This is a genomic window from Sporolactobacillus sp. Y61 (assembly GCF_040529185.1).
In the GTDB taxonomy this organism is placed as follows: domain Bacteria; phylum Bacillota; class Bacilli; order Bacillales; family Sporolactobacillaceae; genus Sporolactobacillus.
On sequence record NZ_CP159510.1, the window covers coordinates 1,897,978 to 1,915,282 of the forward strand.

The following is a 17,305-nucleotide window of genomic DNA, read 5'->3' on the forward strand; positions in this document are numbered from 1 at the left end:
CGGGGGGTGAAAAGATGGATCATTTACTGGAACTCAAAAATCTGACAGTTCATTTTAATCTATTTAATGCCACGGTACAGGCTGTTCGCGATGTCAGCTTTCATCTGGATAAGGGAGAGACACTCGCTATCGTCGGTGAGTCCGGATCGGGCAAATCAGTGACATCAAAAGCCATTATGGGATTAATTCCAAATCCCCCTGGTGAAATTACGTCCGGAGAAATTATATATAATGGCCATGATCTGGCAAAATACTCAAAAAAACAGATGCAACGGGTCAGAGGTAAAGAAATATCGATGATCTTTCAGGATCCGATGACTGCCCTGAACCCAACCATGAAAGTCGGAAAGCAGATCATGGAGAGTCTGATCAAACATCAGAATATGTCCAGACAGGAGGCACGCACCAGAACCGTTGAGTTACTTAAACTGGTTGGCATCCCAAAACCTGAAAGCCGTGTGGATAATTATCCACATCAGTTTTCAGGAGGGATGAGACAGCGCGTGGTCATTGCCATTGCTCTGGCGTGCAATCCGCAAATATTGATTGCAGATGAACCAACAACGGCACTGGATGTCACTATTCAGGCTCAGATTCTCGATCTGATGCGTGATCTGCAGCAGAAGACCGGCACAGCCATCATTTTGATTACACATGATCTGGGCGTTGTCGCAAATCTGGCTCAACGTGTGGCTGTCATGTATGGCGGTAAAATAGTTGAAACAGGCACACTGGATGAAATTTTTTATAAACCGAAACATCCGTATACATGGGGGCTGTTGTCGTCCATGCCAAAACTGCATGCAAAAACAGATAAACTGACAGCAATCCCCGGCTCTCCGCCTGATCTCAGTGATCCTCCAAAAGGCTGCCCTTTTGCTCCGAGATGTCCGTATGCGATGAAAGTGTGCACCGATCACATGCCGGATTATACCGAGTTGTCAGCAACACAAAAGACAGCCTGCTGGCTGCTGGATGATCGTGCACCGAAAGTCGATCCGCCTCAGTCGATCGGTGTAGGAGGGAAAGCGTAATGGTGGAAAAGAATGAAAAGCTTCTTGAAGTAAAAGATCTGAAAAAATACTTTAAAGTCGGCCATAAAGAAGTCCTGAAAGCAGTCGATGATGTCACTTTTGATATCTATAAAGGTGAAACGCTGGGACTGGTTGGCGAGTCCGGGTGTGGTAAATCCACAACAGGACGTACGATTATTCGCTTATATGAACCAACAGGCGGTAAAATCATCTTTGATGGAAAAGATATCAGTGGGAAGATCTCCCGCAATACGAGACATCAGCTGACAAGAAGAATGCAGATGATTTTCCAGGATCCGTATGCCTCGCTGAATCCAAGAATGATGGTTAAAGATCTTATTGCTGAAGGACTCGATATTCATCATATGGTGAATTCAAATCGAGAAAGGCTGGATAAGGTTTATGAAATGCTTGAAACAGTTGGCCTGAATAAGGAGCATGCCAACCGTTTCCCGAACGAATTCAGTGGAGGGCAGCGGCAGCGAATAGGCATTGCACGGGCACTCGCGGTAGATCCTGATTTTGTTATCGCAGACGAACCGATCTCAGCACTTGATGTTTCTATTCAGGCACAGGTCGTGAACCTGCTTCAGGAATTGCAGGAGAAACATGGGCTGACCTTCCTGTTTATTGCCCATGACCTTTCAATGGTAAAGCATATCAGCGATCGTGTAGGCGTCATGTATCTCGGGAATATGGCAGAGCTGGCGACCAGTGATGAAGTGTACAATCATCCGCTTCATCCTTATACACAGTCACTTCTCTCAGCTATTCCTGTAGCTGATCCTGAAGTGGAACGTTCGCGGGAACGGATTATCCTTCAGGGAGATGTGCCGAGCCCAATTGATCCGCCGAGCGGCTGCCGGTTCCGGACACGCTGCCCATTTGCCATGGACATCTGTGCGAAGGTTAAACCCAGATGGCATGAAGTTGAAAAGGGACACTGGGTTGCCTGTCATCTTCATGATGAAGAAGTGAAAGATAAGGCGGCAAATTAAGAAAACAGAGTAAGGACACAGAGAGCATTTGAAATGACTTCTCTGTGTCCTTATTTTTTCGCCTTCGCTTTGACCAGCTGCAGGACGATAAATAAACCAATCGTCAGAAAAAGAACTGACCCGATAAGCCAGTCACTGATTTGTCCCGTTACCTGATTCAGGATCATTAGTACGGACATGATCATGGCGCTGGCCAGAGTGAGTATCCTGATCCATACAATTCTCATGTTTATGTTCCCCTGTTATGAATAATTTTTTGTTCTTATTCGTACATTATTATAGAGATAGACGTGGATCCGGACAAGTTTGGTCATCCGTCTGGTGATCTGGCATCATAGGTGCAGATTCATATAGACCAGGGCTGATCAGTCAGTTTTTCATAAGGGATCCTTTTTGGCTGATGTGACTGAAGAATCTGAGACAATGTAACAAAATAGACACAGGTTGAGAATATTCATTGCTTCTTGAGATTACCCCTTTCCATCGAAAAAAAGAACCGGGTTGACAAATGAAGCATAAAGAGAAACAATGTTTTTAACTATTGACTCGTTAAAGGAGGCGATATGAAGTGAAGCAGAAAAATGTCAGGCGCAGGCGCAAAAATTCAATTCGAAAGTGGTTGAAAGAAACCCTGGGACAATTGCGTCCGAAGACTCAGGACACTCCGTCAGCAAACCTGAAACTGCCGGCATGAACCACTGACTATTGATTGGGATAACAATTAAAATAAACTGGAGATTGACAATTGACACGAGAAAAGGACTTCTTTATTAGAAGTCCTTTTCTCGTGCAGTAAACAGTGAGATGTCGGATAATGTCGAATAACGGTCTGTTATGTTTGGTCATGGCGAACGATTTTTTTATTTTAGCAAAAAAAAGGGTAGGAAATTTAGAAGAATTATTATATAATAAAAATACCCAGGGAAAAGGATCATCCATATTTAAAGGAGGGTAAAATAGATATGGTTATACTATATACATCTCCAAGCTGCACATCGTGCAGAAAAGCAAAAGCATGGTTGAAAGCCCACGACATCCCATTCAAGGAGAGGAATATTTTTTCCGAACCTCTATCGATTGAAGAAATTAAGGAAATACTTCGAATGACCGAAGATGGAACAGATGAGATTATTTCAACGCGTTCGAAAGCATTCCAGGAATTGAACATAAACCTTGATACTATGTCTATTCAGGACCTGTTTGAGTTGATCAGAGATAATCCGGGATTACTGCGTCGCCCGATTATGCTTGATGATAAACGACTCCAGGTCGGTTACAATGATGACGAAATTCGCCGCTTCCTGCCGCGTAAGGTACGTACATTCCAGTTACATGAAGCGCAGCGTCTCGTCAACTGATTCTATTGTCTTCATACAGATCAGGGTCATAAACAGGGCAACCACTCTAATTGAATGGTTGCCCTGTTTATTTATCCCGCATGAACGGGCAGGTCCACCTCAGGGTCATAAAGAAAAACGAACAGGCCTGGGTGGGGGATCACTCCCGCTGCAGTCCGGTAGGTTCAGCGAACAATCAGTAAGGGATGGGCGCAGAAAAAAAACGAGGGCGTCCTGCCGTAACGCCTGCACGAGCACGTCCTGTGCGCCCGAAAAAACCTTCACTGAATGAAATTTCACTTTATCTTTAGGGCTCTATTTTGCCCTTTTGGAATTGAGCGGAAGGGGCAAAACTTCCGCGGGATCCGGAAATCCGGCAGCGAGGATATCGGGCGGGGAGGCTCACATTCTTGAGAGCAGCGGGTACCTGGAGCCAAAAAAAAACGGACGGGTTTAACTGAGCTATTTTTACGTCATCATCTTCCAGTCGTGAAACCGGTAGATTTTCTATTGAACATCCAGCCACAAAAGATGACAAGCAAAATCAGAATGACCGGAAGAAGATGTGCTGCATGAGGTAAGAGCGCAACCACGTGTTCGAGTTTGGGTTCGCTGAGTATCATTTCTGATGCTGTATAAACCAGGACGGCACCGCCGCCGTATATCAGGATCGGGAGTTTCTCCATTGCGGTCAGAATAAGCTTACTGCCCCAGATAATAATTGGAACCGAAATGATTAATCCGATGGCAATATAGCCAATATGGCCTCTGGCTGCCCCGGCAATAGCCAGCATATTATCAAGCCCCATAACGACATCAGCGATGACAATCGTACGTACGGCTCCGAAGAGGGAGGGTCCGGCTGTAATATGATGTTTTTCTTCTTTGCTTGTGATCAGGCGGAAAGCAATCATAATCAGAAAGATACCACCGATAAACAGAAGGTAAGGAATGCTAAGTAATGAAACAATGATTGCCGTCAGGCTGATTCGAACGAGGACAGCAAGACCGGTTCCGATAAGAATGGCTTTATTGCGCTGCTTCTCAGGGAGTTTCCGGCAGGCGAGTGCAATCACGATCGCATTATCACCGCCGAGTATGATATCAATGAAGATGATCTTCATAATAAACAGCAGAACGTCAGGCTCAAAGGGCATGAATCAATACTCCTTTCTTCCATTCATTCCAGCCTATGCACACTTGTCCCTGATCATGCCCGTGGCGTCATATGGCACGCATATATCTGATGACATATTTCACTGAGAAGGGAAATAGGATGAAGCATGTGCAGCACTTTTCGGGCAAATGTGGAAAATGCATCAGACCATGTGTTTTCTATTTCAATCGTTACTGATTTATCATACAATGAAAGTACAAGAAGGAAGTTGTCTCATTGAAGATAGTCACTCCCCATGCCATTGAATTGAGAAGGGAGAGATAGCGATGAAAATAGAAAGAATTAATGAAAATACCCTGAAATTTTATATCAGCTATCTGGATATTGAAGATCGCGGATTTGATCGTGAGGAAATCTGGTATAACAGGGAAAGAAGTGAAGAACTGTTCTGGCAAATGATGGATGAGGCACACAGTCAGGAATCTTTTTCTCTCGAGGGACCTCTGTGGATACAGGTACAGGCATTAGAGAAGGGCATGGAGATCATTGTGACCCGCGCGCAGATTATGAAAAAAGGACTCACTCCTCAACTGCCTGAGCCTGCCGGCAACAACCATGAAAAAGATCAGACTGAAAAACTCGATCAGCTGACAGATAAGCATTCTGCTGCCAGACAGGAAAATATACCGGTGAACGGTGAGGGTAAAGAACATCTTTCAGAAGATGATTCGGAAGATCTGTCGTTTGTATTTAACTTTAAAGAATTTGAAGATATGATTTCACTCAGTCATGCTTTTAAACCCCATCCGGAGACAGAGATGGATCTCTATGTTTATCAGGGAAAGTACTTTCTGAATGTAACATTTTCTGATCAGCTTCCGGAAGAAGAGCAGGATGATGATCTGAGCCGGATTCTGGAATATGGACTTGAGAGTAACCTGACGACAGCCATGCTTGAGGAGTATGGTAAAAAACTGATCAGTCAATCTGCACTCCAGGTGATAAAAAAACATTTTCCCTTATTAAAATAAAGTGAAACTTCAAACAGTGCGGGTCTTCTTCATCTCCCTCTGATTGTTCGCTGAACCCATCGGGCCGCCGCGGACAGTTCTCCCCCCACCCGGGCAAGTTCGTTTACCCTCATGACCCTGAGGGGATATTGCCCATTCATGCGGAATAAATTTTCATAAACAGTCAGGCCATTCGGCAGGATCGAAAAGACTTCCTGTCGAATTTTTTATGATCAGGATGTTTCTGTTCAGTCATACGGATCCGCTCGAGCTGCCCCCCGTTCTCCGCAAGTCCCGCCCGTCTCCGGTCTGCAGTCTTATTTCACGAATCTGTGCCATTTCGAGCCAGTCGTTGCTATTGAACAGAACACCTGATAATGATCAGTGGAAAGAGTGAGGCTATGCTTGTTGCGCTTCGGGATAATGGACAGGTGCTGTCCCTTGTTTCTTCCAGCCTCTCACGCCGGGAATTAATGATGATGCGTGACCGAGAAAATTTTAGCTGCCCGGTATGTGGTTCCCCTGTACGCCTGAAATTAGGTCTGCAGAAAAAATGGCATTTTTCCCACTACGCGAAAGATCAGTGTATTGTGGAGTCAGAACCGGAGTCCGAGATACATCTGACAGGAAAATCTGATTTATTTAAGTGGACAAGGGATAATGGACATCAGGCGGAACTGGAATACTATCTGAAGGAGATCCGCCAGCGTCCGGACATTTTTCTCCCGGGTATTCAGCCTGAAGCGATTGAGTATCAATGCAGTTCCATCACGGAAACAACCCTGTCGGATAGAACAGCCGGCTACCGGCAACTCGGCATTCGCCCGGTCTGGATCATGGGCGGCTGTCGTAAAAAGAAAAAGGGCAGTTATCTGTCGCTGTCGGGCTTTGAGCCACTGACCATGGCTTATAACAGACAAGACGGTCATCCCTTTGTTTCATCCTATTTCGTCTGCTATTATTTTCCTTCAGAAAAGCTGCTCTGTTTTTCCGGGCATATTCATTCCATATCAAAAACACAATTTATTTCCGAGGAAATGTATATGCCCTTACAGCAGATCAGACCTTTCCATCTGATCAGGCCGGTGCTGCCTTTTCATCCTTCTTCTTTTATGGAAAAATGGGTGCATTATAAAAGAAGACAGCGACTCCATGTATCGGCACATACGACGGAGTCAGAAATGTTATTGCGTGTGCTGGCTTATCAGATGAGGAGCAATTATGCTTATTTTCCGGCCTTCGTCGGCATTCCACATGAACATTATGTCCATCTCTCTTCGCCGCCCCATCTGTGGCAAATGTGGATCTATCTGATCATGAGCGGAAACCGCAGGCTATGGGTCACACCGGAATACCTGATCCACAGATCCGGAGGAGAAAAAGTTAAGCGTTTCTTCAGAAGGAGACAACTGCCGTTATGTCCGCAAATTTCTTTAAAAACAATAATAAAAACGTATCTGAATCAGCTTGTTTTTCTCAACGCAGTAAGGGAGAAGGAGGGGGCGTATCAGCTGAAGGATGAAGCGGTCCGTGTTGCGCATGATATGGACAGGCTCCTTCAGAGAGATGCCGCCGTCCTGAAAGCTCTTTCTGAACGGCCTGATCCTTCACCTGTGCCGTAAATCCGTGAATCACTTTACGGACTGGATAAAAATGGAGTACGATAAAAGAAATACCTGATGAGGATAAGTGTAATGGAGGTGCCGACATGGCCAGTCAAAGTACAACAGAACTCCCGAAAAGGGAGGACGTACCCGTTAAAGAAAAATGGGATCTGGAAGCTATTTATCCCAATATTGAGGCATGGGAAGCTGCTTTCAGCAAAGTAAAAGAGTTGATTGGGGAAGTCGAGTCCTATAAGGGGAAAGCCGGCCAGTCTTCAGCAAACCTGTTTACCCTGTTGAAAAAGCAGGATGAACTGACTGAATTATTATACAAGGTTTACGTCTACGCGCATATGAAAAACGATGAAGACACTGCAAACCCGACCTTTCAGGCACTCCATGACCGTGCCGGAAATCTTGCCACGGTTGCCGGAAGTCGTCTGGCTTTTATCGTCCCGGAAATATTAGCTATTAATCCGGAAAAACTGAAAGAATTTATCGCGACAAATAAGGATTTGCAGCTTTATAAACATGCCATTGAGGAAATCACACGCACCCGTCCGCATGTTCTCGACGCGGAAAAAGAAGCCTTACTGGCAGCAGCCGGTGATGTCGCAGATGCCTCATCAACGACGTTTGGAATGCTGAATAATGCGGATCTGAAATTCCCGAAAATTAAGGATGAAAAGGGTAATGAGACAGAAATTACCCATGGTCGATACGGACGGTTTATGGAAAGTGATAACCGCAGGGTGAGAAAAGATACATTTGAAGGCATCTACCAGACGTATGGGTCTTTTAAAAATACGCTCGCGTCGACACTCAGCGGACAGATCAAAAGAGATAATTTCTATGCTCAGGCGAGACACTACAGAACAGCAAGGGAGGCTGCCCTGTTCAGTAACAACATTCCTGAAAAGGTATATGACAATTTAATCGCTGTCGTCCATAAAAATCTGCCTCTGATGTACCGCTATGTCGCTCTTCGGAAAAAAACGCTGAAACTTGATGAGCTCCATATGTACGATCTATATGCACCGCTTGTCCCGAATGTGAAGATCAAAGTGACCTACGATGAAGCTCAGGATATCGTTCTGAAAGGTCTTGCTCCTCTTGGCGAGGATTATCTGGATGTCATCAGGGACGGCTTTAAAAAACGCTGGATTGACGTCCGTGAAACACAAAATAAAAGAAGCGGAGGCTATTCAGGGGGAAGCTACGGGACAATGCCTTACATTCTGCTTAACTGGCAGGACAATTTGAACAGTGTCTTCACGCTTGCCCATGAACTTGGGCACTCCATGCACAGTTATTATTCCCGGACGAATCAGCCATACCCTTATTCGGATTATTCGATTTTTGTTGCAGAGGTAGCTTCAACATGTAATGAGGCACTGCTTAATTATTACCTGCTCCATCACACGGAGGATAAAAAGAAGAAACTCTTTCTGCTGAATCATCAGCTGGAGGGATTTAAGGCCACCGTGTTCCGGCAGACGATGTTTGCGGAGTTTGAACACTTGATTCATGAGAAAGCGCGCGAAGGGGTCGCCTTAACTGCAGATTTTCTGACAAGTCAATATTATGATCTGAATAAAACTTATTTTGGTTCAGATATCACGGTTGATAAACAGATCGGACTCGAGTGGGCAAGAATCCCTCATTTTTACTATAATTACTATGTATACCAGTACGCCACGGGATACAGTGCCGCTTCAGCGCTTTCCAGTCAGATCCTGAATGAAGGCGCCCCTGCGGTGTCACGGTATAAGGATTATCTGAAGTCGGGAAGTTCTGATTACCCGATTGAAGTCTTGAAAAAAGCGGGAGTAGATATGACAGATCCCCGACCCATTCAGCAGGCCATGGATCACTTCGCAAAAGTTCTTGATGAAACAGAATCATTAATGTTTCAATGATACATGAACATGTAAAAAAGATCCGTGTTATTCGGATCTTTTTTTAAACCCTTATTCATTCTTTTGTTTCCACGTGATGAGTCTGATAAAAAGAAACAGGAACAGAAAGAATAAACCGCCTGTCAGAATTAATGATTCAAGGTGCAGAAGTCCCAGTAAATAGTGATAAAAGCAGAAACCGAGGATCAGGATGAGGACGAATACAGCAGTATAGCGCATGTGAATCCCTCCGACGTATATGCTTTTATTAAAACAAGCTTACGTCTTATCCGTTTGTAATATACCTCCAGTATTCACCGCTTTTAATTGTGACGGGTTCAATAATCTGAAGGAGCTGCATTTTTCGCAGCTCTTTCAATGCTTTCTCCTCACTCCAGTCATAGACAACAGCGACTTCCGGGGTTGTGAGATAGAGCTGTTTCCTGAAATACTCTGACAGCGGCGGGTGTGGAGCGGGATTCGGTGTGTCGCCGAGCAGATCTTCCAGGATCTGGACATAAACGTCATAATCATACTGTCCGCTTATCTTAATGGCTTCATCATCAGTGCAGAGATTGGTAAAGAGGAGCGCAGGAAGCTCAGTAATGGACATCTCATTTGCGAGTCGCCGGTCCGCCTGAAGGGCCTTGATTGAACGGCAGGAGTGAAAGTCATTGGAAAACTCTTCCACATTCAATTTAGCGAGTCTGGCGACATCCAGTAGTTCTTCAAACCTGTTCAATCCTTTTTTTTCAAGAAAGACCTGCTCGCGGATTCTGCGCAGGAAACGGTTTCCAGCCGTAGAACCCTGGAATTCCGCAGCTTTAATGGCTATAGCGATAGCGTAGGGTGACGGCGGGTTTTCAAGCCATACATTACTGTCACAGCACATACCCGTCATGCGGGCACATTTATCCCATGATTCAGCCATTTTTTTTACCTGTGAAAACTGATATTGATTCGTCGTGTCATGTTTCGTTGTCAGTACCGCACGTAACTTAAAATAATCATGATATTCTAAAATAAACTTTTTCATTGCCGGCTCCAGGCCCCAGCATTCGGGACACAGAGGATCGATAAATGCCAGAATGTCTATACATGGAACATGTTTATCTGAATGAATACCGCTGGAACAAGTCATGTTTCCGGGTGACCCTTCACAAAATGATCGGTTTTTGTGTAATCTCATCGGATGTCACCTCTCGAATCATTTTTAACGCGTGCATCCTGTTTGTATTCATCTTTAGTCAAGCCTACCTGCCTTTTTGCATAAATCATTTTTGCTGACAAATCCTGTGGGCCGTTGATCTTATGGGAAAAAGTACCCGAATGGTCCGGCTCACTGATCTTCAGGCTTTCTATATTGTAACAAGAGTCCATGTCCCGGGGCAACTATTGAGGACTGAAAGGGCACCTCTTCTTCGCTCCTGACCCCGCGTGCACCCTGCTCTTTTAGTTTACCCCGGAATCGCAGAAAGAGACAAAGGACACGGGACTTTTTAACCGGTCAGCTTTAAAAAAGGGTTGAAAGGCACTGGAAAAGTGTTATAATTTGAGACCCGGGTGACCGGTTAAAAGATGCTTAAGGAAGGTATGGGATTGAAGATAGATCATGTTGGGGACTTTTTGATAAAAACAGGTATATCATTGATCGCTGCTTTTTTGTGTGCAATGAGTATGAATCTGTTTCTGATTCCCGCTCAGGTTTACGCGGCGGGCATTAACGGCGCGGCGCAGCTGATGATTGATATCATGCGGGACGGTTTCGGGATTCATCTCCCCATCGGGCTACTGATTTTAGCGTTAAACCTGCCGGTTGCATGGCTGGGCTGGAAAAAAGTCGGGAAGAGTTTCACCTTTTTCAGCTTTATCACGGTTTTACTGACCTCTTTCTTTCTGACCGTCATACCTGTATATCCGCTTTCAGACGATATCCTGCTTAATGCGATATTCGGCGGAATGATCTCAGCGGTCGGCGTCGGTCTGGCACTGAAATTTGGTATTTCAACGGGCGGGCTTGACATTATTGCCGTTTATCTGACAAGGAAAAACAGAAACGCAGCTTCGGGAAAATATTTTCTGATACTGAACGGACTGATTATTATCATTGCCGGCGCAGTCTATGAATGGCAGTATGCACTGTATACGCTGATATCCAGGTTTGTAAATAGCTATGTGATTGACCTGATTCATACAAAATATCAGAAACTGACCGTGATCATCGTGACTCGTAATAAAGATGCAGTGATTCAGGCGATTCGTGACCGGTTCGACCGTGGGATGACAGTTATTCCGTCGTACGGCGGATTTACAGGTTCAGGTAATACCTCTATTCTGGTGGTCATCAGTCATTATGAGCTTTATCAAATGGAGCAGTTGATTAAGCGGACAGATCCGGAGGCTTTTACCGATATTCTTGAGACGAATAAGATTATTGGTGTTTTTCATACTGAAGAGCAGCAGAAAGCCATACAGGCGCAGAAACACGGGGAGGATAAAGGGATAAAATCCGGCGCATTTGAGCCTGTGCACGCTTTTCACCGGATTTTCCCCTTCCAGACTAAATAATTCTATAGCCTGCTCTGCAATTCTTCCCGAATCATTATATGTCTTAAAAAAAAAGACGTCCTGGACTGGACGTCTTTTTTCATCCTCAGTTCCGATAGTGCGTGAAGATATATTTCATAAAAGACTTCGAGGCGGGTGAAAGAGTTCTTGATTCATACCATGAAAGTCCGATCTGTCGTGTACATCCCGGCCATCTGACATGGATTTTTTTTACTTTGTTTTCGTCGATGTCCTTCTGATCGGGAAGCAGCGCGACGCCAAGCCCGGAAGCAACCAGCCCCAGAAGTGTGGTGACTTCTTCTCCTTCAAACGCAATATTCGGTATAAAGCTGGCTTTACGGCATAGTTTATCAGCAATTTTTCGCAGTTCAAACCCTTTTTTCATGGAAATAATCGGGTCATCTTTGACCTCATCCAGTGTGATCGATTTTTTATCTGCCAGCGGATGGGTGGCGGGGACCATCAGAAACAGTTCTTCCTCCCACAATTTTTCCCACTGGATATGCGGGTCCTCATTGGAGTGATGGACCAGACAAAGATCAATTTCACCGGCCTGCAGTTGTTTGAGCAGGGAGACATTATTATTTTGATACAGTTTGATTTTTGTTCCCGGGTGCAGTTTTTGAAATCCGCTCAGGATGTCAGGAAGAATATTCACGCCCAGTGTGTGGAGAAAGCCGAGGGAAACTTCACCATGCTCCGGATCAAGGAGATATTTTATCTCCTGCCTGGTATCTTTGAATTCCTTTAGAATACGGTTCACATGAACCAGAAACAGTTTCCCGTACTGATTGAGGATAATGCGGCGTCCCTGTCGTTCAAACAGGCTGACGCCCAGTTCTTCTTCCAGGCGGGCGATGGATCTGCTTAGTGCAGGCTGCGAAATGGACAACGCCTCGGCCGCCTGGGTCATGTGCTGCAGTTCCGCGACCTTTTGAAAGTATTCGATCTGCTGCCACTCCATGTTCAACCCCTCCTCTTTTACAGGGACGGGTGCCTGAATCGGATGGAACCGCTGTCCCCTCATTTAATAGATTACCACAATATGATGAACCTGGTGCATGAATTTCATTCAATTTATATATTAGACATCATCAGTGCTTTAGCATAGTATGAAGTTTACCAACAGAGACAGAAAGGATGGACCTTAACATGGCTTATCTTTCGCCGGGGAACAGGGAATTTAAGAAAACATTGATTGCCCTGTTCCTGGGCAGTTTTATTATGTTCGCAAATTTATACAGTACGCAGCCGGTGATCGCCGTCATTTCAAAACAGTTCCAGGTGCCGCCGGCCATGGCCAGCCTGACCTTATCGGCAGCAACCGGTGCGATCGCCGTCTCGCTGCTCTTTGTCTCCTTCACCTCAGGTCTGTTTGACCGGAAAAAAATGATGGCCGCGGCATTAATATCTTCAGCATGCCTTTCCATTCTGGTCGGATTTATCGATTCTCTGCCGTTTCTGATCACGGTTCGTTTTATCCAGGGCGCGCTTCTGGCCGGTTACCCGTCGATCGCGATGGCTTACGTTAATGAAGAATTTGATAAAAAAGTTCTGGGTTATGTGATCGGCATTTATGTCAGCGGAAACAGCCTGGGTGGTCTGAGCGGACGACTGATTGTCGGTTCTTTGAGCGATGTATTTTCATGGCAGGTGGCGATTAGGCTGCTTGGCCTGCTGACCCTGGTGATGTGTGCTCTGTTTTTATATCTTCTGCCGAAGTCAAGACATTTTGATGCGAAAAAAGTTTCGCTGAAGCGGACGACAGCCGGATTCATTGAGAACATTGAAACCCCTCCCCTGGTCCTTTTGTATCTGATCGGTTTTATATTAATGGGCGGATTTGTGACGGTGTATAACTATATTGCCATTCCACTCATGGCGCCTCCTTATAACCTGAGTCAGACGGTTGTCGGCTTTATCTTTATGATCTTCCTGGTCGGAACATTCAGTTCAACCTGGATGGGGAAACTGTCAGACCACACCAGCCGTTCAGGCGTCATTGCCTTCAGCCTCTTTCTGATGGTTTTTGGCCTTATCGTGACGATGGCCGACTCTCTGGTGCTGAAGATTACAGGACTTGCTTTCTTGACATTTGGTTTCTTTGGCGGCCATTCTGTTGCCAGCAGCTGGGTCGGCATTCTTGCCAACCGGCGTGAAAAGGCGCAGTCCTCATCCCTTTACCTGCTCTTTTATTATGTCGGATCGAGCGTGGTGGGTTCAATTGGCGGACTGTTTCTCCAGTATTTCGGCTGGGCAGGCGTGGTGCTTTCAGTCAGCTTTATCTGTGTCACGGGGATGATCCTGACGATGATTGTCCGCAGAATGGTCCTCAGAGGGGGAATACATGTCAGACATCATCGGCCGCATAAGGTGGCAGGGCAACATATTTGAAAATAACAGCTAAGTCCGGGCCCAGGACCCGGGCTTTTATAGTCAGATTTTACCAAAAGTAGAAAAGGATTCAGCCTCTGATATAATAAGGACGGAATACCTTCAGCCTGTAAATGAAGAAAAGGGGTGCCGGGATTGGCTGTATTTGAAGAATACAAATATGAACGTCCGGACGTGGAAGCAGTGAATAAGCAATTTGCCGCTGCATTCAAGTCATTTCAGTCTGCAACTTCTGCTGAGGAGGCGGAAAAAGCAGCAGACCGGATTAATGATTTGCGCAAACATCTGGATTCACTATTTAACCTGGTGGAAATCAGACATACCGTGAACACGGAGGATCGTTTTTATAAAAGGGAAAACGACTTCATGGATGAGACCATGCCGATTTTCGAGGGAAAGACGACTGAGTATTACAAATTGTTAATGGATTCGCCCTTTCGCGGGGAACTCGAAGAAAAATGGGGCAAACAGCTTTTTGCATTAGCGGAGGCTCAGCTGAAATCATTTTCTCCTGAGATTATTCCATTAATGCAGCAGGAAAATAAGTGGGCCTCCAAATATACCAGACGGGTTGCCGCTGCAAAAATTCCGTTTGAAGGTGAAGAGCGCACACTTGCCCAGCTTGGACCCTTTATGGAGTCGGAGGACCGTGCAACGCGAAAGGCCGCATCAGAAGCGCGATTCGGATATTTTGCCGAACATGAGGAAGAATTTGATGAGATTTATGACCGGCTGGTAAAAATCCGGACGGAAATCGCCCATAAACTCGGTTTTGCCAATTATGCCGACCTCAGTTATTATCGCATGTCACGCATCGGTTATGATAAAGCGATGGTGGCCGATTACCGTGAGTCAATCAGGAAATATGTCGTACCGGTGGCGAATAAACTGTATGAACGACAGCGGAAACGGATCGGTACCGATAAACTGTATATCTACGATGAGCCGTTCACATTTAAAACCGGTAACGCAAAGCCGAAGGGAAATGCCGAATGGATTTTGAAAAATGGAGAACAGATGTATCATGAACTTTCTCCGGAGACAGATCAGTTTTTTCATTTTATGCAGGATCATCATCTGATGGATCTGATGGCAACAAAGGGCAAAGCAGGGGGAGGGTACTGTACCTATATATTCGATTATCAATCCCCGTTTATCTTTTCCAACTTTAATGGAACGGCCGGCGACATTGATGTCCTGACGCATGAAGCCGGACATGCTTTCCAGGTTTATACCACACAATCAGATATTCCTGAATATCGCTGGCCGACTTATGAAGGAGCGGAGATCCATTCAATGAGCATGGAATTCTTCACCTGGCCATGGATGAAGCTGTTCTTCAAAGAGGACACAGAAAAACGCAAATTTGCTCATCTGAGTGAAGCCCTTCTCTTCCTGCCCTATGGTGTGAGTGTCGATGAATTCCAGCATGTTGTGTATGAACATCCTGAGATGACCCCCGCCGAGAGAAAGCTGGCCTGGAAAAAGATTGAAAAGAAATATCTCCCGCATCGGAATTACGATGGTTTTGATTATCTGGAACGCGGGGGATTCTGGCAGCGTCAGTCTCATATCTATGAAGATCCGTTTTATTATATCGATTATACACTGGCGCAGGTCTGTGCGTTTGAGTTCTGGAAGAAATCTCAGGAGGACTATCATTCGGCGTGGAAAGATTATCTTCACCTGTGCAGACAGGGAGGAAGTCAGTCCTTTCTTGATCTTGTCCGAACGGCGGGACTGGTTTCTCCTTTTGAAAAAGGCTGCGTAGAATCCACCCTGTCAGCTGTAGCTTCATGGCTTGATCAGGTGGACGACAGGAAATTGTAACATATTTTTCAGGGGATACACATTCTCCAGATATGATAAAAAGCAGCGGAACCGGGTGGCCGGCCGCTGCTTTTTTCTTAGTATAAGAGTTGGTTTCTCATCATTCAGACTTGGGCAAGTACACGCCGGACATAAGCCTGCGTTTCAGGGAACGGGGGGATCCCGGCATATTTATCCACATTCCCTGAACCTGCATTATACGCGGCAAGGGCCAGGTCAGCCCGGCCGTTGTATTGATCCAGTAACTGCCGGAAATATTTTGTTCCCCCGTCAATATTTTCAGCCGGATCCATGGCATCAGTTACCCCCATGGACCGGGCTGTATCGGGCATCAGCTGCATCAGACCGAGCGCCCCCGATGAGCTGACCGCCGATGGATTGCCCCCGGATTCAGCAGAGATAATCGATTGAATCAACCGGGGATCAACAGCGTATTTCTCACCTGCACGTCGGATCAATCCGTCGTACCCGCCCGGCTCCGCGACCGGCTGTTTACCCGGATGATGAACCGGGCGTAAATCCAGCGGAGGTAATGCCTGCGCCATCGACTGCCAGAGTGCATCATCGGTTGTGTTTTGGCTGGCGGAGTATGGTGTGACACTTCCGTTCAGATCGCCTGTTTCTGCCGAATTTTTCTGAATTGAAATCAGAAGGACATTTAATAAATCAGAGAACAGGCTGTCTGATTTATTTTCGGCATCTGATCCGTTTTGAAACAGCAGCGGGCTGCTGCTGTTCATCATGTGCATTGTCATGACTCTGTATAGTTCAGCTGACTCCATACTCAATTCTGATCCTTTCCCTTCGCTTCAAGAATGGCTTCATAAAGGCGCAAAATTTTATTTTTTGAAGGCCTTAAAGGGATAGAAGCCTTTTTCAGCAGTTTTGAGAAAATCTGACGGCCTTCTGCATCATCTTCTGCTTCATATTCCAGCTCAAAATCTTCATGATTCAAATAATAACTGTGATCAAGAAAAAGTGTACCTTTCTGATAAGGAAATTCGCTGCGAAGCGTCATTAATTCCCCTATATGTACGAGCTGATCGACGTTTACGCCACTTCCGGAGATCGCCTGCTCAATCGTTCCCGCGGGCATGATCCCGAGTTGGATCAGTTTATCACTTTCTTCTTTGCTGAGCGCCTGGTGTGTTTCAAGTGTATTCCCGTTATATGGCTGCTTCAGAGTAAAATCATGTTGTCCGTTTAGATGTCTGATCCGAAGAGCTGATTTTTTATTGCGCAGACCAAAAGTAGGCGTGTCAAAATAATCATTGATCTGTTTGAAAAAAGAGGACTCATTCAGATCAAATAACCGGCACAATTGCTTAAATTCTGATTCCGTCAGCATATTTTTAAATTCAATTTCCAATTCATGAGACATATCCGAAAAACACCTGTACTTTTTATGATTTATTATGGAGGATAGGTATTCACTCGTACTTTTGATTAAATTATGACATAATGAGTGATAAGAAACAATATGGATTTTTCCCGGAGAGTTACGTGAGCTAAAAG

17 protein-coding genes are annotated in these 17,305 nt (G+C 45.4%); 10 read left to right on the forward strand and 7 right to left on the reverse strand.

Features of this window, described 5'->3' with window-relative positions:
- Positions 1-14 precede the first annotated feature (14 nt).
- Complete coding sequence (locus ABNN70_RS08955) at positions 15-1,034, forward strand: ABC transporter ATP-binding protein (protein ID WP_129929692.1); 1,020 nt, start codon at positions 15-17, stop codon at positions 1,032-1,034.
- On the forward strand, positions 1,034-2,032 hold the full coding sequence (locus tag ABNN70_RS08960; protein WP_129929691.1) for an oligopeptide/dipeptide ABC transporter ATP-binding protein: 999 nt from the start codon (positions 1,034-1,036) through the stop codon (positions 2,030-2,032). The genes ABNN70_RS08955 and ABNN70_RS08960 overlap by 1 nt, the downstream gene beginning before the upstream one ends.
- A 50-nt stretch (positions 2,033-2,082) precedes the next feature.
- Here the strand turns inward: ABNN70_RS08960 and ABNN70_RS08965 are convergent, their stop codons facing one another.
- On the reverse strand, positions 2,083-2,259 hold the full coding sequence (locus ABNN70_RS08965; RefSeq protein ID WP_353947593.1) for a hypothetical protein: 177 nt from the start codon (positions 2,257-2,259) through the stop codon (positions 2,083-2,085).
- A 341-nt stretch (positions 2,260-2,600) separates the two neighbouring features.
- Between ABNN70_RS08965 and ABNN70_RS08970 the strand changes: the two genes are divergently transcribed.
- Complete coding sequence (locus ABNN70_RS08970; RefSeq protein ID WP_256359835.1) at positions 2,601-2,726, forward strand: hypothetical protein; 126 nt, start codon at positions 2,601-2,603, stop codon at positions 2,724-2,726.
- Positions 2,727-2,994: 268 nt separating this feature from the next.
- Entirely contained in the window at positions 2,995-3,390 is a 396-nt protein-coding gene (gene spxA, locus ABNN70_RS08975; RefSeq protein WP_353947594.1) for a transcriptional regulator SpxA, read from the forward strand.
- A gap of 455 nt (positions 3,391-3,845) precedes the next feature.
- Here the strand turns inward: spxA and ABNN70_RS08980 are convergent, their stop codons facing one another.
- A complete protein-coding gene (locus ABNN70_RS08980; RefSeq protein ID WP_353947595.1) occupies positions 3,846-4,526 on the reverse strand; it encodes a TerC family protein in 681 nt (226 codons plus the stop codon).
- A 286-nt stretch (positions 4,527-4,812) separates the two neighbouring features.
- On the opposite strand from ABNN70_RS08980, the gene mecA reads away from it, so the two are divergent.
- From mecA to pepF, 3 genes are all read left to right on the forward strand, one after another.
- Entirely contained in the window at positions 4,813-5,517 is a 705-nt protein-coding gene (gene mecA / locus ABNN70_RS08985) for an adaptor protein MecA (RefSeq protein WP_353947596.1), read from the forward strand.
- 356 nt (positions 5,518-5,873) lie between these two features.
- Entirely contained in the window at positions 5,874-7,118 is a 1,245-nt protein-coding gene (locus ABNN70_RS08990) for a competence protein CoiA family protein (RefSeq protein WP_353947597.1), read from the forward strand.
- An 86-nt stretch (positions 7,119-7,204) separates the two neighbouring features.
- Positions 7,205-9,019, forward strand: a complete 1,815-nt coding sequence (pepF, locus tag ABNN70_RS08995) for an oligoendopeptidase F (protein WP_353947598.1) — start codon at positions 7,205-7,207, stop codon at positions 9,017-9,019.
- Positions 9,020-9,070: 51 nt separating this feature from the next.
- Here the strand turns inward: pepF and ABNN70_RS09000 are convergent, their stop codons facing one another.
- Entirely contained in the window at positions 9,071-9,238 is a 168-nt protein-coding gene (locus ABNN70_RS09000) for a hypothetical protein (protein ID WP_165364300.1), read from the reverse strand.
- Between the two features lie 46 nt (positions 9,239-9,284).
- Entirely contained in the window at positions 9,285-10,187 is a 903-nt protein-coding gene (locus ABNN70_RS09005; protein ID WP_353947599.1) for a DsbA family protein, read from the reverse strand.
- Positions 10,188-10,591: 404 nt separating this feature from the next.
- Here ABNN70_RS09005 and ABNN70_RS09010 point away from each other — a divergent pair, with 404 nt between their 5' ends.
- Complete coding sequence (locus tag ABNN70_RS09010) at positions 10,592-11,566, forward strand: YitT family protein (protein WP_353949415.1); 975 nt, start codon at positions 10,592-10,594, stop codon at positions 11,564-11,566.
- A gap of 85 nt (positions 11,567-11,651) precedes the next feature.
- Here ABNN70_RS09010 and ABNN70_RS09015 read toward each other — a convergent pair whose 3' ends face one another.
- Positions 11,652-12,530 carry a LysR family transcriptional regulator gene (locus tag ABNN70_RS09015; RefSeq protein WP_353947600.1) on the reverse strand — a complete coding sequence of 293 codons (879 nt, stop codon included), beginning with the start codon at positions 12,528-12,530 and terminating at the stop codon, positions 11,652-11,654.
- A 188-nt stretch (positions 12,531-12,718) separates the two neighbouring features.
- Between ABNN70_RS09015 and ABNN70_RS09020 the strand changes: the two genes are divergently transcribed.
- Positions 12,719-13,960, forward strand: coding sequence for an MFS transporter (locus tag ABNN70_RS09020; protein WP_353947601.1), 1,242 nt, complete (start codon positions 12,719-12,721; stop codon positions 13,958-13,960).
- Between the two features lie 135 nt (positions 13,961-14,095).
- Positions 14,096-15,790, forward strand: coding sequence for a M3 family oligoendopeptidase (locus ABNN70_RS09025; RefSeq protein ID WP_353947602.1), 1,695 nt, complete (start codon positions 14,096-14,098; stop codon positions 15,788-15,790).
- A 104-nt stretch (positions 15,791-15,894) separates the two neighbouring features.
- On the opposite strand, the gene ABNN70_RS09030 is transcribed toward ABNN70_RS09025, so the two are convergent.
- Together ABNN70_RS09030 and ABNN70_RS09035 are read right to left on the reverse strand one after the other, a co-directional pair.
- Entirely contained in the window at positions 15,895-16,578 is a 684-nt protein-coding gene (locus ABNN70_RS09030; protein WP_353947603.1) for a lytic transglycosylase domain-containing protein, read from the reverse strand.
- The gene (locus tag ABNN70_RS09035; protein WP_129929893.1) at positions 16,575-17,171 is read right to left on the reverse strand and encodes a CYTH domain-containing protein; all 597 of its coding nucleotides are present in this window, start codon (positions 17,169-17,171) and stop codon (positions 16,575-16,577) included. Before ABNN70_RS09035 ends, ABNN70_RS09030 begins: the two co-directional genes overlap by 4 nt.
- Between the last annotated feature and the right edge of the window lie 134 nt (positions 17,172-17,305).

Coding starts and splice junctions, on each gene's coding strand:
- ABNN70_RS08955 (WP_129929692.1), top strand. CDS start 15: ATGGATCATTTACTGGAACTCAAAAATCTGACAGTTCATTTTAATCTA.
- ABNN70_RS08960 (WP_129929691.1), top strand. CDS start 1,034: ATGGTGGAAAAGAATGAAAAGCTTCTTGAAGTAAAAGATCTGAAAAAA.
- ABNN70_RS08965 (WP_353947593.1), bottom strand. CDS start 2,259: ATGAGAATTGTATGGATCAGGATACTCACTCTGGCCAGCGCCATGATC.
- spxA (WP_353947594.1), top strand. CDS start 2,995: ATGGTTATACTATATACATCTCCAAGCTGCACATCGTGCAGAAAAGCA.
- ABNN70_RS08980 (WP_353947595.1), bottom strand. CDS start 4,526: ATGCCCTTTGAGCCTGACGTTCTGCTGTTTATTATGAAGATCATCTTC.
- mecA (WP_353947596.1), top strand. CDS start 4,813: ATGAAAATAGAAAGAATTAATGAAAATACCCTGAAATTTTATATCAGC.
- ABNN70_RS08990 (WP_353947597.1), top strand. CDS start 5,874: ATGATCAGTGGAAAGAGTGAGGCTATGCTTGTTGCGCTTCGGGATAAT.
- pepF (WP_353947598.1), top strand. CDS start 7,205: ATGGCCAGTCAAAGTACAACAGAACTCCCGAAAAGGGAGGACGTACCC.
- ABNN70_RS09000 (WP_165364300.1), bottom strand. CDS start 9,238: ATGCGCTATACTGCTGTATTCGTCCTCATCCTGATCCTCGGTTTCTGC.
- ABNN70_RS09005 (WP_353947599.1), bottom strand. CDS start 10,187: ATGAGATTACACAAAAACCGATCATTTTGTGAAGGGTCACCCGGAAAC.
- ABNN70_RS09010 (WP_353949415.1), top strand. CDS start 10,592: ATGGGATTGAAGATAGATCATGTTGGGGACTTTTTGATAAAAACAGGT.
- ABNN70_RS09015 (WP_353947600.1), bottom strand. CDS start 12,530: ATGGAGTGGCAGCAGATCGAATACTTTCAAAAGGTCGCGGAACTGCAG.
- ABNN70_RS09020 (WP_353947601.1), top strand. CDS start 12,719: ATGGCTTATCTTTCGCCGGGGAACAGGGAATTTAAGAAAACATTGATT.
- ABNN70_RS09035 (WP_129929893.1), bottom strand. CDS start 17,171: ATGTCTCATGAATTGGAAATTGAATTTAAAAATATGCTGACGGAATCA.